The 14,324-nt window shown below is 59.0% G+C and carries 14 protein-coding genes; 6 read left to right on the forward strand and 8 right to left on the reverse strand.

The features are described 5' to 3' along the window. Positions 1-72: 72 nt before the first annotated feature. Both HCU66_RS01325 and HCU66_RS01330 read left to right on the forward strand, forming a co-directional pair. Entirely contained in the window at positions 73-1,416 is a 1,344-nt protein-coding gene (locus HCU66_RS01325) for an aromatic acid/H+ symport family MFS transporter (protein ID WP_205886659.1), read from the forward strand. A 102-nt stretch (positions 1,417-1,518) separates the two neighbouring features. Beyond that, complete coding sequence (locus HCU66_RS01330) at positions 1,519-2,787, forward strand: OprD family porin (protein WP_205886660.1); 1,269 nt, start codon at positions 1,519-1,521, stop codon at positions 2,785-2,787. Positions 2,788-2,795: 8 nt separating this feature from the next. On the opposite strand, the gene HCU66_RS01335 is transcribed toward HCU66_RS01330, so the two are convergent. Then, on the reverse strand, positions 2,796-3,038 hold the full coding sequence (locus tag HCU66_RS01335) for a DUF2790 domain-containing protein (protein ID WP_205886661.1): 243 nt from the start codon (positions 3,036-3,038) through the stop codon (positions 2,796-2,798). Positions 3,039-3,957: 919 nt separating this feature from the next. Here HCU66_RS01335 and HCU66_RS01340 point away from each other — a divergent pair. After that, positions 3,958-4,647, forward strand: a complete 690-nt coding sequence (locus tag HCU66_RS01340; RefSeq protein WP_205886662.1) for an energy-coupling factor ABC transporter permease — start codon at positions 3,958-3,960, stop codon at positions 4,645-4,647. Between the two features lie 63 nt (positions 4,648-4,710). Beyond that, positions 4,711-4,926 carry a hypothetical protein gene (locus tag HCU66_RS01345; RefSeq protein WP_205886663.1) on the forward strand — a complete coding sequence of 72 codons (216 nt, stop codon included), beginning with the start codon at positions 4,711-4,713 and terminating at the stop codon, positions 4,924-4,926. 9 nt (positions 4,927-4,935) lie between these two features. On the opposite strand, the gene yacG is transcribed toward HCU66_RS01345, so the two are convergent. Genes yacG through pilB form a run of 5 tightly spaced genes read right to left on the reverse strand, consistent with a single transcriptional unit; the run spans position 4,936 to position 9,547 of the window. Then, positions 4,936-5,136, reverse strand: coding sequence for a DNA gyrase inhibitor YacG (yacG, locus tag HCU66_RS01350; protein WP_205886664.1), 201 nt, complete (start codon positions 5,134-5,136; stop codon positions 4,936-4,938). After that, positions 5,133-5,756 (reverse strand): dephospho-CoA kinase, encoded by a 624-nt coding sequence (gene coaE / locus HCU66_RS01355; protein WP_205886665.1) that lies wholly within the window; start codon positions 5,754-5,756, stop codon positions 5,133-5,135. Before coaE ends, yacG begins: the two co-directional genes overlap by 4 nt. Next, complete coding sequence (locus tag HCU66_RS01360) at positions 5,753-6,625, reverse strand: prepilin peptidase (RefSeq protein WP_205886666.1); 873 nt, start codon at positions 6,623-6,625, stop codon at positions 5,753-5,755. Before HCU66_RS01360 ends, coaE begins: the two co-directional genes overlap by 4 nt. Before the next feature lies 1 nt (position 6,626). Continuing rightward, positions 6,627-7,844 carry a type II secretion system F family protein gene (locus tag HCU66_RS01365; protein ID WP_205886667.1) on the reverse strand — a complete coding sequence of 406 codons (1,218 nt, stop codon included), beginning with the start codon at positions 7,842-7,844 and terminating at the stop codon, positions 6,627-6,629. Between the two features lie 2 nt (positions 7,845-7,846). Continuing rightward, positions 7,847-9,547, reverse strand: coding sequence for a type IV-A pilus assembly ATPase PilB (gene pilB, locus HCU66_RS01370; RefSeq protein ID WP_205886668.1), 1,701 nt, complete (start codon positions 9,545-9,547; stop codon positions 7,847-7,849). 226 nt (positions 9,548-9,773) lie between these two features. On the opposite strand from pilB, the gene HCU66_RS01375 reads away from it, so the two are divergent. Together HCU66_RS01375 and HCU66_RS01380 are read left to right on the forward strand one after the other, a co-directional pair. Continuing rightward, entirely contained in the window at positions 9,774-10,196 is a 423-nt protein-coding gene (locus HCU66_RS01375; RefSeq protein ID WP_205886669.1) for a pilin, read from the forward strand. 311 nt (positions 10,197-10,507) lie between these two features. Beyond that, positions 10,508-10,864: a BON domain-containing protein gene (locus HCU66_RS01380; RefSeq protein ID WP_205886670.1), complete on the forward strand. Its 357-nt coding sequence runs from the start codon at positions 10,508-10,510 to the stop codon at positions 10,862-10,864. Between the two features lie 166 nt (positions 10,865-11,030). Here HCU66_RS01380 and HCU66_RS01385 read toward each other — a convergent pair whose 3' ends face one another. After that, positions 11,031-11,327, reverse strand: coding sequence for a DUF2845 domain-containing protein (locus tag HCU66_RS01385; RefSeq protein WP_205886671.1), 297 nt, complete (start codon positions 11,325-11,327; stop codon positions 11,031-11,033). Continuing rightward, positions 11,327-14,323, reverse strand: a complete 2,997-nt coding sequence (locus HCU66_RS01390; RefSeq protein WP_205886672.1) for a DUF748 domain-containing protein — start codon at positions 14,321-14,323, stop codon at positions 11,327-11,329. The genes HCU66_RS01385 and HCU66_RS01390 overlap by 1 nt, the downstream gene beginning before the upstream one ends. Between the last annotated feature and the right edge of the window lies 1 nt (position 14,324).

Below are 14,324 nucleotides of genomic sequence, written 5' to 3' on the forward strand. Positions count from 1 at the left end.
CTTTACCCTCGGCTGTACGGACGTTCGCCGCGTTACCGACTCTTAAAAAAACAACAACAAGAGATAAATGCCATGCGCAAGATTGACGTACATGAGGTTATCGACAACGCACGATTCAATCGCTTTCACTGGATGGTGTTGTTCTGGTGTGCCCTGATCATCATTTTCGACGGTTACGATCTGGTGATCTACGGCGTGGTGTTGCCGATGCTGATGAAGGAGTGGGGGCTCAGTCCCCTGCAAGCCGGCGCGCTGGGAAGTTATGCGCTGTTCGGGATGATGTTCGGCGCGCTGTTTTTCGGCCCGCTGTCCGACAAGATCGGTCGCAAAAAAGCCATCACCCTGTGCGTGATGCTGTTCAGCGGTTTTACCGTGCTCAACGGTTTTGCCAGTAATCCCACCGAGTTTGGCCTGTGCCGGTTCATCGCCGGGCTGGGCATTGGCGGGGTGATGCCTAACGTCGTTGCACTGATGAACGAGTACGCACCGAAGAAAATCCGCAGCACGCTGGTGGCGATCATGTTCAGCGGCTACTCGGTGGGCGGCATGCTCTCGGCGGGGCTCGGCATCGTGCTGATCCCGAGTTTCGGCTGGCAATCGGTGTTTTACGTGGCGGTGCTGCCCTTGCTGTTGTTGCCGTTGATCATGTACTTCCTGCCCGAGTCGGTGGGTTTCATGCTGCGCCAGGGGCGCGATGAAGAGGCGCGCAACATCCTGGAACGGGTTGACCCGGCTTACGTCGCGCATGCCAGCGATCAGTTGCACATGAGCGAAGTGAAGGGCACCGGCACCCCGGTGTTGCAGTTGTTCCGTGAGGGACGGGCGCTGCGCACGCTGATGTTGTGGCTGGCATTCTTCTGCTGTTTGCTGATGGTCTACGCCTTGAGTTCCTGGCTGCCGAAACTGATGGCCAACGCCGGTTACAGTCTGGGTTCGAGTCTGTCGTTCCTGCTGGTGCTCAACTTCGGTGCCATTTTCGGCGCGGTCGGTGGCGGTGTACTGGGGGACAAGCTCAACCTGCCGCGCGTGTTGGCGGTGTTCTTCGTCATTGCTGCGGCATCGATCACGTTGCTTGGCTTCAACAGCCCGATGCCGGTGTTGTACCTGCTGATCGCCATCGCCGGCGCCACCACCATCGGTTCGCAGATTCTGCTGTACGCCTGCGCCGCGCAGTTCTACTCCATGACCATTCGCTCCACGGGCCTGGGCTGGGCGTCGGGTATCGGCCGCAACGGTGCCATCGTCGGCCCACTGCTGGGGGGTGCCTTGCTGGGGATCAGCCTGCCGCTGCAACTGAACTTCATGGCGTTTGCCTTGCCCGGTGCGGTGGCCGCCCTCGCCATGAGTGTGTTCGCCATCAGCAGTCGGCGCAGCAGCAAACGTGCTGCCCACGCGCTCGCGCCGACCAACGCCTGAACCTCGCTCCTGCTGCCGAGCGTCCGGCTGCCCCCCCCCCGCGTCGAAACACTGCGGGTGGCGCACAGCAACCTGTCGATCAATAACAATAAGAGAACAATGATGAATCAGATTTTCCCCACAAGCGGTTCGGTGGTGTCCTTGGCGCTCGTCTCGGGTTTTTCCAGTGGCGTGATGGCCGCCGAGAGCGGCTTCATCGAAGACACCACGGCCACCTTGCAAGCGCGCAATTATTACTTCAGCCGGGATTTTTCCGACATCGTCGGGGCCAACCAGCAGTCGAAGGCCGAAGAGTGGGCGCAGGGCTTCATCCTCAACGTCAAATCCGGTTATACCCAGGGCTCCGTTGGTTTTGGTGTGGATGTCATTGGCCTGCTCGGCCTCAAACTCGACAGCAGCCCGGACCGGGTCAATACCGGTTTGTTGCCGGTGCGCGATGATGGACGCGCAGCGAATGAATACAGTCGTCTGGAAGCTGCGTTGAAGGTGCGTTATTCGAAAACCGAGTTGAAAGTGGGTGAACTGCAACCCAACGTGCCGGTGCTGGCCTTCAGCGACATCCGCCTGCTGCCGCCCAGTTATCAAGGCGCAAGCATCAGTTCCAATGAGATCGATGGCCTGACCTTGCAGGGCGGCCACTTGAGTTCGACCAGCCTGCGCAACGAGGCCGGCGACGACAAGATGCAAGCCATGCTTGGTCATGTGCCGCAGCGTCAGGTCAGCAGTGACGGCTTCAACTTTGCCGGCGCTGACTACGCCTTCAATGACAAACGCAGCTCGGTCAGTGCCTGGTTCGGGCAATTGGAGGATATCTACAACCAGCGTTTTTTCGGCTTCAAGCACAGCGAGCCGTTGGGTGACTGGATCCTGGGCGCTAACCTTGGCTATTACGACTCGCGCGAAGACGGCAAAAAGTTGCTGGGCAACATCGACAACCAGGCGTTCTTTTCCCTGCTGTCGGCCAAGCGTGGCGGCCACACGTTTTATGTCGGCTATCAGGGCATGTTCGGTGACAGTGCCTTCCCGCGAGTGTTTGCCAATATCTCACCCCTGGGCAACGAGGTGCCGACCTACGAGTTCGCCTTCACCGATGAGCGTTCCTGGCAGGCGCGTTACGACTACGATTTCGCCGCCCTCGGCGTGCCGGGGCTGACCAGCACCGTGCGTTACATCACCGGCAATAATGTCGATACCGGCAAGGGGATTGAAGGCAAGGACCGCGAGCGTGATCTGGATATCGGTTATGTGTTGCAAAGCGGGAGCCTCAAAGGCCTCGGGATCCGCGTGCGCAACGTGATGGCGCGCTCCAACTATCGCAGTGATATCGACGAAAATCGCCTGATTCTCAGCTACACATGGAAGTTGTTATGAGTCGGCGATCACAGATCGGTGGTGCAGTTGCCCATGACTTCGTAGGTGACGCGATGGGTCTGGCCCTGATGATCGACGTACTCCATGGTTGCTGGCACGACTGCGCAGGCGGTTGCGGTGTCTGTCACTGAAACTACCTTGGCGATGTCCAGCGGCTGTGCCGGGTTGTACGGGGTGGCAGCGGCTGGCTCGTTGGCGGCCAGGGCTGAGGTGGTGGCGAGGGTCAGGAACAGGCCGATCAAGGTTTTCATTTTTCTGTGCTCTGTGTGGGGTCCGATGTCTGAATTTTAGTCTTTGCCCGTGAGCGATAAAGGGGGCTGGGTCTGATTCAGTCTTGCAGAAGATGTAACAATCGGTGGGTCTTTGATCGTGTGCATATCCGTTTCTGCGGTAACGGCGGCTGGCGGTTTCGCTCTTACAGCGAGTCACTTTGGAAGAGCCCCAAAGTAACCAAAGGGCTTTTGCCCCTTTCGTTCGGTGCCTCGCCCAGGCTCGGCATGCCCTCGCTCCGGTCCTGCTCCGTGGGCCCGCCGCGATCGGCCATCCATGGCCGTACGCGGCTAACCCGGCATCCATGCCGGGTTGCCCACTGCGCAGAACCTCCACTCGGCCTCTCGAGGGGGCGGTTACCGCAAAAGCAAAAGCGAGGCGGCCTACCGGCCGGCCTGGTTGGACGCGGGTACGTATTCCCCCTGTAGGAGCTGCCGAAGGCTGCGATCTTTTGATCTTGCCGTGGCTTTGGCTTTGGCTTTGGCTTTGGCTCTTGATCTTGATCTGTCCGCCCCTTTCCCAGAGGCCGAACGCAGGTATTGCGCAGGGGGCACCGCGGCAGGGATGCCGCGGTAGCCGCCCCCGGCCATGGATGGCCGATGGCGGCGGGCCCCCGGTGCAATGCCGGAGTGAGGGCATGCCGAGCCTAAGCGAGGCACCGAATGGCGGGGCAAAAGCGCTTTGGTTACTTTCGCGCTTTTCGAAAGTGACCCGCCATAAGGGCGGAACCCTAAGTGGCCGTTACAAATAAAACGGATATGTACGCAACCAAAGAGCCGCCAATACCGCAGAAACGGATATGCCCCCAATCTAAAACGCCCCCCTCCAGAGCAAAGTCCAAGGCCGGTGTAGACTAAGAGCCTGTTCTCATCGGGGCAAAACAAGGGAGTGTACCCAACCATGATCGCTGCCGAGTTACTGTCATCCCAAACCCTGACGATGGGGTGGCTGATCTATGTACCGGTACTGATCTGGGCCGTTGCGCGAGCCCCATGGGTCGAGCTGTTCAGCGACAGCCGCCGCCAGCATCTATTGTTCGGCACGGTGTTCGCGCTGTTCATGCTGTGGCTGGTGCGACGGGACTTCGATACCGGCGTGTCCTATCACTTCATCGGCATGACTGCCGTGACCTTACTGCTGGATTGGCCGCTGGCGATTGTCGGCGGGTTGGTCGCCCAAGCAGGCCTGGTGTTGCTCGGGCGTCAGGACCTGGCCGCTGTCGGCGTGAACGGCGCGCTGCTGATTTTGCTGCCGGTGCTGGTCACCGAATGCTGCGCCATCCTGGTGGAGCGCGCGCAGCCGCGTAATCCCTTTGTGTATATCTTCTGTTCCGGTTTTTTGGCCGCCGCGCTGTCGGCCTTGTTGTGCCTGATGCTGGCGCTGACATTGCTGTGGTACGACGAGCGTTTCGCCATGCCGTATTGGCTGGAGGATTTTGTCGGTTACCTGTGGCTGCTCATTTTTCCGGAAGCGTTCATCAACGGCATGGTGGTCAGCGCGTTGGTGGTGTTCTGCCCCGAGTGGCTGGAGACGTTCAATCGCACGCGCTACCTTTCGGCGCCCTGGAAGGACGACGATCCCAAATCTTGATCCACATCAAACCCAAAAAACGCTGTCGAATCCATGCTCCGGAAAACCTTCAGGAGCATCGAAATGAGTGTGTATGAGTGGGCCAGGCAGGAGCTGCGTCAAAGTCTGGATGTGGCGCAAGAGGTGGGTTTCGATCCGGGATTGAGCCTGCGCGCCTTGCTCAGTGCAGTGGTGCAGCAGAGCAAGGCGGTACGTAATGTCGATGACCTGGCCGATGAGTTGCGGTTTCTCGCCGAGAACCTCGACGAGGGGCAGGATTATGGCTTTATGCGTCCCTGACTGTTGGGGTCAGTGACGCGGGTCGAAGTCGCCGCTGAACAACTCATCCTCGGCATCGGGGGCCACCGGAATCTTGTGTTCTTCCGATGCCCAGGCACCCAGGTCGATCAGTTTGCAGCGGTCCGAACAGAACGGCCGGTTGACGTTGCTGGCGACCCATTCGACGGGAGCGCCGCAGGTTGGGCAATTGACGGTTGGGGTCTGGCTCATGACTGGCCTCCACGTAAAGTCAGGTAAAAGTGATGCAAGCGTTCGACTTCGCTGTGCAGCCAGGCGAGGTCGCGGTCGTTGACCACCACATCGTCGGCATGGCTCACGCGATCTTCGCGGCTGGACTGGGCCTTGAGGATCGCCTGGACCTGCTGTTCGCTGGTCTGGTCACGCTGCAGGGTGCGTTCGATTTGTAACTGTTGCGGGGCATCGATCACCAGAATCCGTTGGGTCATGGCGTACTGCCCGGACTCGATCAGCAGCGGCGAAACCAGAATCGCATAAGGCGATTGTGCCTTGGCCAGATGGTGGGCGATTTCCTCGGCGATCAGCGGATGCAGCAGCGCTTCGAGCCAGCGGCGTTCATCCGGCACTTCGAAGATCAGTTTGCGCAGCGCCGCACGATCCAGTTGGCCGTCGGCCAGTAGCACGCCAGGGCCAAAGTGCTCGGCGATCTTTGCCAATGCCGGGCGACCGGGTTCCACCACCCAACGAGCCGCATGATCGGCGTCGACCACGTGCACGCCCAGGTCGATGAAGTGCTGGGCGGCCGCGCTTTTACCGCTGCCGATGCCGCCGGTCAGGCCGAGAATCCAGGGTTTTTCCACAGGGGTATTCATTTGAAACCGACAAACTGCCAATAGAAGCCGGTTATTTGACCACCCCAGAGCAAGGCAATCCAGCCGGCAATGGCCAGATAGGGGCCAAAAGGAAGCGGCGTCGAGGTTTTCGCATCCCGCAGACGCAGCAAAATCACCCCGAGAATGGCCCCTGCCAGCGATGACAGCAGGATGGTCATGGGCAGGATCTGCCAGCCGCCCCAGGCACCGAGCATCGCCAACAGCTTGAAGTCACCATAGCCCATGCCGTCCCTGCCGGTGATCAGCTTGAACAGCCAGAACACCGACCACAACATCATGTAGCCGGCCACCGCGCCCCAGAGCGCGTCATGCAGTGACACGAAGAGCCCGAAGCTGTTGAGGATCAACCCCAGCCACATCAACGGCAGCACCAGCACATCCGGCAACAGCTGATGTTCGGCGTCGATCAGGCTCATCGCCAACAGGCCCCAACTCAGGACCAGGACCATGCAGGCCTGCCAGCCGAAACCGAAATGCCAGGCGACGAATGCCGACAGTAACCCGCACGCCAGTTCGGTCAGCGGGTAACGTTTACTGATCGGCATTGCACAGTTCGAGCATCGCCCACGTAAAAACAGATAACTGAGTACGGGAATGTTTTCCCATACACGGATCCGATGGCCGCAGTGGGGGCACTCGGAGTGAGGCAGTATCAGGTTGTAAGTCGGGCCAGGGGCTTCGGCTGGCATATCCAGTACGTCATGGGCCTGCAGGCGCCATTCACGCTCAAGCATTTTCGGCAGGCGCCAGATCACCACGTTGAGAAAACTGCCGATCAGCAGACCGATCACCGATGCGGTGATCACGAAGGCCAGCGGATCGAGGCTCAGAAATTCGTTCAAGGACATATCAGATCGCTGAGCCGAGTTGGAAGATAGGCAGGTACATTGCAACCACCAGACCGCCGACGATAACCCCCAGCACCACCATGATGAACGGTTCCATCAGGCTGGTCAGGTTATCGACCATGTTGTCCACCTCGGCCTCGTAGAAACTCGCGACCTTGTCGAGCATATCGTCCAGTGCGCCGGACTCTTCGCCAATGGCCGTCATCTGGATCGCCATGGTTGGAAAGATGCCGGAGGTGCGCATGGAAAAATTCAGCTGCATGCCGGTCGAAACGTCCTGCTTGATGCGTAATACCGCTCGCTTGAACACGATGTTGCCGGCCGCGCCCGCCACGGAGTCCAGTGCTTCGACCAGTGGCACCCCGGCGGCGAAGGTTGTCGATAGCGTGCGGGCGTAACGGGCCACGGCGGACTTGTACATGAGCGCGCCAACCAACGGCAGTTTCAGCAGCCAGGTGTCCATTCGGTCGCGAAAGCCCGGGGAGTTTTTGATGGCGTGGCGCAGGCCGAAGATCCCCCCAGCCAGCACGCCGAGCATCATCCACCACCAGGCCTGCATGAACTCCGACAAGCCGATGACCATCACGGTGAACGCCGGCAGTTCGGCGCCAAACCCCGAAAATACCGACTCGAACTGCGGGACGACTTTGACCAGCAGAATCCCGGTCACGATGATTGCGACGAACACCACGGCCAGCGGGTAGGTCATGGCTTTCTTGATCTTGGCCTTGAGGCTTTCGCTCTTTTCCTTGTAGGTCGCCACCCGTTCCAGCAGGGTGTCCAGGGCCCCGGCCTGCTCGCCGGCATCCACCAGGTTGCAGTACAGCTCATCGAAATACTGAGGCTTTTTGCGCAAGGCCGCGGCGAAGCTGTTACCGGCCGCGACTTCCTGTTTCACCTCGTCCACCAGCTTGCGCATGTTCGGGTTATCGAAGCCCTCGCTGATAATGTCGAACGATTGCAGCAGTGGTACACCGGCTTTCATCATGGTCGCCATCTGCCGGGTAAACAGGGCAATGTCCAGAGCCTTGATGCGTTTGCCGGCACTGAAAATGGACGCGGATTTTTTCCGCACCTTGCCCGGGTTGATGCCCTGCTTGCGCAACTGGGCCTTGATCAGCGCGGGGTTTTGCCCGGTCAGCTCGCCGGTCATTTTCGCGCCTTTGCGATCCGTGCCTTCCCAGGCATATACGCTGATTTTCGCTGCTTTGACCGCCATGTTCAGTCCTTGGTGACCCGATTGATTTCTTCAAGGCTGGTGATGCCTTGCATGGCCTTGAGCAGGCCCGACGTGCGCAGGTCGTTGAAACCGTCCTTGCGCATCTGGGTGTCGATCTCCAGTGAATTGCCTTCGGCCATGATCAGCCGTTGCAATTCCGGTGTGTTCTTGACCACTTCATAAATCCCGACTCGGCCTTTGTAGCCACCGTTGCATTGATCGCAACCGACCGGTTCATAGATCGTGAATGAGCCGATACGTTCCTCGGGGAAGCCTTCCTTGAGCAGCGTCTCGCGGGGAATCTCGATGGGTTTCTTGCAATGAATGCACAGTTTGCGCGCCAGGCGCTGGGCGATGATCAGGCTGACCGAGGTCGCGATGTTGAACCCCTGAATCCCCATGTTGTGCAGGCGGGTCAGGGTTTGCGCGGCGCTGTTGGTGTGCAGGGTGGAAAGCACCATGTGCCCGGTCTGGGCGGCCTTGATGGCGATTTCGGCGGTTTCGAGGTCACGGATTTCGCCGACCATGATCACGTCCGGGTCCTGGCGCAGAAACGAGCGCAGCGCCTGGGCGAAGTCCAGTCCCTGGCGGGGATTGACGTTGACCTGGTTGATGCCTTCGATGTTGATTTCTACCGGGTCCTCGGCGGTAGAAATATTGATGTCCACGGTGTTGAGGATGTTCAGGCCGGTATAGAGCGACACGGTTTTGCCCGAGCCGGTGGGGCCGGTCACCAGGATCATCCCCTGTGGCTGCTTGAGGGCGGCCATGTACAGGTCTTTCTGTTCGGGTTCATAGCCGAGGGCGTCGATGCCCATTTGTGCGCTGGACGGATCGAGGATCCGGATCACGACCTTCTCGCCCCACAGGGTCGGCAGGGTGTTGACCCGGAAGTCGATGGACTTGCTCTTGGACAGGCGCATCTTGATCCGCCCGTCCTGGGGTTTGCGCCGCTCGGAGATGTCGAGACTGGCCATGACCTTCAGCCGAGAAGCGATGCGGTTGGCCAGTTGCGCCGGTGGCTTGGCGACCTCATGCAGGATGCCATCGGTGCGCATCCGCACGCGGTAGGTTTTTTCATAAGGCTCGAAATGCAAGTCGGAAGAGCCGCTCTTGATCGCATCGAGCAACATCTTGTGGACGAAGCGCACCACGGGGGCATCATCGGCATCTTGCCCCACGAGGGCGTCCTGTTTCTGCTCATCGACCGACTCGATGTCCAGCCCGTCGAGATCGACATCGGCCATGTCTTCCAGGCCGGTGGAGTGGTTGTCGAAGAATTTTTCGATGGCGTCGCTGAGCTTGTCTTCCTCTACCAGGATGGCTTCGGTGCTCAGCCCGGTGCTGAACTGGATATCATTGATGGCCTGATGATTGGTCGGATCGGAAACCCCCACGAACAGTTTGTTGCCCCGCCGCCAGAGGGGCAGGGCGTGGTGCTGACGGATCAGCTTCTCGCTGACCAGCCCGCGGGGTTGGGTGTCCTTGTCCAGGCAGTTGAGGTCCAGCAGGGCCATGCCGAAATGGTCTGAAGCGATCTCCGCGACCTGCCGGCTTTTCAGTAGTTTGTTCTGCACCAGACAGCTGACCAGCGAGATTCGATCGCGTTGGGCTTGCTGATACGCCTGTTGCGCACTTTGATCAGTGATCAGCTCGGCCAGTACCAATTGTTTGGCCAAACCGCTAAGGGCAATGTCGTTCATTGGGATTCCGGACGCAGACGGTTAATGACTTATAGCCTAGTCAAGCAGTGGAACCAAACCAGCCGGGGTGAGGTGACAAAAAGTGTCAGATTGTGCGGTTTCTGGGAGTAGGAAAGGTCGTTGTCGTGATCTCGCGCCCCGCCCGCAGGGGCGTGCACGACTTGGCATGACCTGTGCTGTACCCTGTTCAGATCATGAGATTTCGACTCATGCATGGAGCCTGTCTATGAAAAATCAAAATGGTTTTACCCTGATCGAACTGCTGATCGTGGTGGCGATCATCGGGATTCTGGCGACGTTTGCGCTGCCGCAGTATTCGAAATATCAAGCGCGGGCGAAGGTCACCGCTGCGGTTGCAGAAATCTCGGCACTGAAGGTGCCTTTCGAAGACGTTATCAATCAAGGCACCGATATTGCCGCCCCCGCCGGGATCGGCGCGACGAGCCCCACGGGTAATTGCACGATTACGGCGACGGGTACCGCTTCTACCGGTGCGGGCACTATTGGCTGCACGATTCTCAACGCACCGGGGCCGGTGCTGGGCAAAACCGTTACGCTTACGCGCACACTCAACGGTGGCTGGACGTGCGCTACGACAGTCGAGCAGGAATACGCGCCTAAAGGCTGCCCTACTGCCGCCGCTAGCTGATCTATTGTCATCCCGCCAATGCCCCGCGTTTCACGACGCGGGGCATTTTTTTCGTCATTTGGGGGCGATTCAGAACGTGACGCCCCCCAAAATCACGGCCTTATGCCTGCGTTAAAACCCGCAAGTTGCATGTAGATAATTTCGCACTCATGCATTTTGCATGATTTCGAAGAGTGTCTTTTTTATTAAGTTATTGATTTATAGGTGTTTATTCTTTGAGGAGTAGTTGGCATAGCGTTCGCACTATCCCTGTTAACCCTGCTGACAAGGCGACATGCAGCAGACTTTCCAGAAGAACAGGAGTTACTCGTATGAAGAAGTTCGCTATCGCTGCCGCGACTGCTACCGCGCTGACCCTGACCATGGCAAGCGCTGCATTTGCACAGGCCACTCAGGCGACTCATGCCCCAATGATGCTGGCCGCCGGTGAAGTCACTGAAGTGAAAGAGGATGTTTCCGACACCTGGATCACGACCAAAGTCAAAGCAGACCTGGTAACCGAAAAAGGCATCCCAGGCACCGACATCAAGGTCGAAACCAACAAAGGCGTTGTTTCCCTATCTTCCACCACCGTGCTGACAGATGCTCAGAAAACAACCGCCGTGCAAATCGCCAAGAACATCAAAGGCGTCAAAGCGGTGTCCGCTGACGGCCTGAAAGCCCAGTAAGGAAAGGCTTCTCGCCTGGACCGGGAGAAGGAGCGACAGACGGGCCGAGCCATACGTCTGCCGCAGCTTGGAGTTCATGCGAAAGGCCACAGGACGTGGCCATTGCAGGCCCCGGCATTCGTGTCGGGGCTTGTTCTGTTTGCAGGCTCCATATTGGTTTGTGGATTCAATTACCGCGTTTGCTGGTGATTTGAACCAACCGGTTTCCTTCAAAGCGCAGGTATTGGTACATCCCGCTGTTGGGCCCGTAGGTCCATTCCTCGACCTGAAACTCTTCCCGTCGATTGGCGCTGCGCTTGTAGCCCAGCAGGTCGCGGGCTACGGGCTCTCCGCATTTTTGCAGCACTTCGCTGGACCTGTCCCCCACGCTGATCAATTGACTGCCACAGCGCAGGGTATCGGCCGCCGCTGCCTGGCCGGCAGCCAGCAGCAGGGCCAGATTCAGCAGCCATCGCGCGCTCATCACTCAGCATCCAGATGCATGGCCGTCACTACGCGGCCATCGCTTTCGGCCTCACCGAGGCTGGCGTCGATGAAGTACACGCGGTCATCGGCCAACTGACCTTTGTCCACCAGATAGTCCTTGATGCTGCTGGCCCGTTCTTGCCCCAGTTGGCGCAACAGCACCTCGCTGGAGCTCCAGAAGTCGATCACGCTTTCACGCATTTTTTTGCTGCGCTCTTCCTTGCCCAGGTCCTTCCATTCCGCGGGCGGCTGGATCTTGAGGCGCGTGCGGTAGATCCCTTCGAGCAGCGGGCCTTTTTCATTGTCCGGCACTTGCAGTAATGAAGCCTGGGCCGGCACTTTGTCACCGCGGCGCTGGAGCATTTTGTAGTAGTTGTACTGGTATTCCCGTTCCAGGCGTTGCTCGGCGAGCAGCGGGCCGTCGCTGCTCTTGGCGGCAGTGCCTTCGATTTCCAGACGCAGGGCCGGACGCTCCTTGAGCGCCTGGGACAGTTTGATCAGTGTCGCTTCGGCCTCCTTGCTCAAGTCACTTGAACCTGGTGCAAACGCCACGGTACCCAGGTCCTCTGAACCAGCGCCGCTGACCAGCCCGCCAATCATCTTGAACGGTGCCGCAGCCGCTTTCACGATCAGATTGCGCAGGGTCTGCCAGATAATTGGCATGACACTGAACTGCGGGTTATTCAGGTCGCCGCTCACCGGCAGTTCGATGGAAATCTTGCCGTCGACATCCTTGAGCAAGGCAATCGCCAGTTTCAGCGGCAGGCTCACCGCGTCCGGGCTGTCGACTTTTTCACCCAGTTGCAGCTGCTCGACCACCACTTTGTTTTCGGCCTGGAGCTGGCCGTTGGTGATCCGGTAATGCAGATCGAGATTGAGTCGGCCCTTGCGGATGCGGTAACCGGCAAATTTGCCGGAGTAGGGCGTCAGGGTGGTCAGTTCCACCCGTTTGAAACTGGTGGCAATGTCCAGGCTGGCCATTGGGTCGAACGGGTTGACCGAGCCCTTGATGGTCACCGGCGCATAGCGGTCGACCTTGCCTTTGACGTCGACGCTGGCCGGTTTTGCCTGGCGGCTGTCGATGGCGCCGATCTTCCCGTTCAGCTGTTGAATGGCCGTTGCAAAGTTTGGGGTCAGGCTGAAGTCGGCGAAATTCGCCGAACCGTCATTGATGGCAATGCCGCCAATGTGGATGCCCAGCGGTTTTTCTTTTCCGGCTGCCGGTTTGGTCGCGGCGGTTGCGGTCGTTGTGGCGCCGGAGTCGGCCGGTTGCGGGATCAGCAGGTCATCAATATTGGTTGTGCGGTCATCGTTGATCATGAAGCGCGCATAGGGCTGGAACAGGTTGACCTTGTCGATCGACAGGCTATCGCCATGTTGATAGTTCAATCCTTCGAGCACCAACTGCTGCCACTTGAGGAAGTCGCGGGTTTTCAGGGTGTCGAGGGTATGCAACTGATCGATCTGGGCTTTACCTGTGACGCCGAACGCCAGCGGCTCGGTGCTTTTCAAGTCGACTGCCAGATCACTGCCCAGCATGCCACTGCGCAGTTCGAGGCGAATGAACGGGTTGATGTAGGACTGGGCGACGCGCAGGTCGATATCCCTGGTCTGCACGTTCAGTTTGGCGTTGATCGGGGCCAGATTGACCGTGCCGTCCGCCATGATCTTGCCTTGCTTGCCCACGCCCGTGTCGAGCTTGAGGTTGAAAGGGGAACCATTGAGGCTGTCGAAATTTTGCAGGTCGAGGTTCAACGGACCCAGCTCCAGCGCCACGGCGGGTTGTGCCTTGCGGTCGGCCAGGTGCACCTGATAATTGCGCAGTTGCACGTCTTTGAGCAGTACCTGCCAGGGCTTGCTCGGTGCGGTTGGTTCGGGCTGCGGTGAATCGGCTGCCGCGGGTGTGCTGGTGGGTTCGGCGTTGGCTTTGGCCGCCTGTTTGGACGGCTGGCTGGCGAACAGTTTTTGCCAGTCGAGTTGCCCGTCGGCTTCGAGGGCGGCCCAGGTTTCCAGTTTCTGGCTGCGGATCTTGCCGACCACCACTTGCTGTTTGGCCAGGTCCACGGTGGTTTCGCTGATGTCCAGCCGCTCGAGCTTCGCCAGCGGTCGGCCGTCCGGCGCCTTGATGGCGAAAGGCGCGACGCTGACGGCGACGTTGTTCAGCAGCAGTTCGGTGCCCTTGTTCAGATTGAGTTTGTAGTCGGTGCTGAGGCTGACGACGCCGTTTTCCAGGACCAGTGGCACAGCATCGCGCACATAGGGCCAGAAGGATTTCATCTTGCCATCGGTGATTTTCAGCTTACCTTCGGAGGCGATCGGGCTCAGGCTGAAGTTGCCGGTCCAGTCGATTTGCCCGCCGGCCGGGCCGACTGCGACCAGGGTCATATCGGCGTTGTCATCGGGCAGGGTACTGAGGTTTTTCAGCTCGAAATCGAGTTTGTCGTAGAGGAACTCGATGGGCTCGCTGGGCCGGGCATCTTCGAAGTGCACATAGCCGCCAGCCAGCTTGATTCGCTCCACGCGCAGCGGGAAGGGTTTGGCGTCCGGGTCGACCGGGGTTGGTTCGCTGGCGGGTATTTTGAACAGCCCGAGCAGGTTGAGCTGGCCGTCCTTGCCGAAGAGGATTTCAGTCTTGGGTTTGTCCAGCTCGATGTCGGACAGGTGTAGCGCCTTGGTCCACAGGCTGTCGATCTGCAGGTTGGCGTACAGGCGTTCGAAGCCCAGTTGTTCCTTACCCGGCTCGCCGATGACCAAACCCCAAAGGGTGACTTCAAGGCTGAAAGGATTGAGTTCGATCCGCGAAATCGTCGCGGGCGTCGTGGCGTAGTTGGCCAGTTGCTGGTTGGCAACCCGCAACGCGATGCCCGGCAATATCAGAAACCCCAACAGGCTATAAAGAGCCAGGGCAGTCAACAAGGCGCCGATAGCGCGAATCAATCCTTTGGGCATGTGCGGTTTCAACTGTCGGAATCGGAGTGCCTTGGAGTATGGCATG

The sequence above is a fragment of the Pseudomonas frederiksbergensis genome (assembly GCF_017114915.1).
GTDB classification, from domain to species: Bacteria; Pseudomonadota; Gammaproteobacteria; order Pseudomonadales; family Pseudomonadaceae; genus Aquipseudomonas; species Aquipseudomonas frederiksbergensis_I.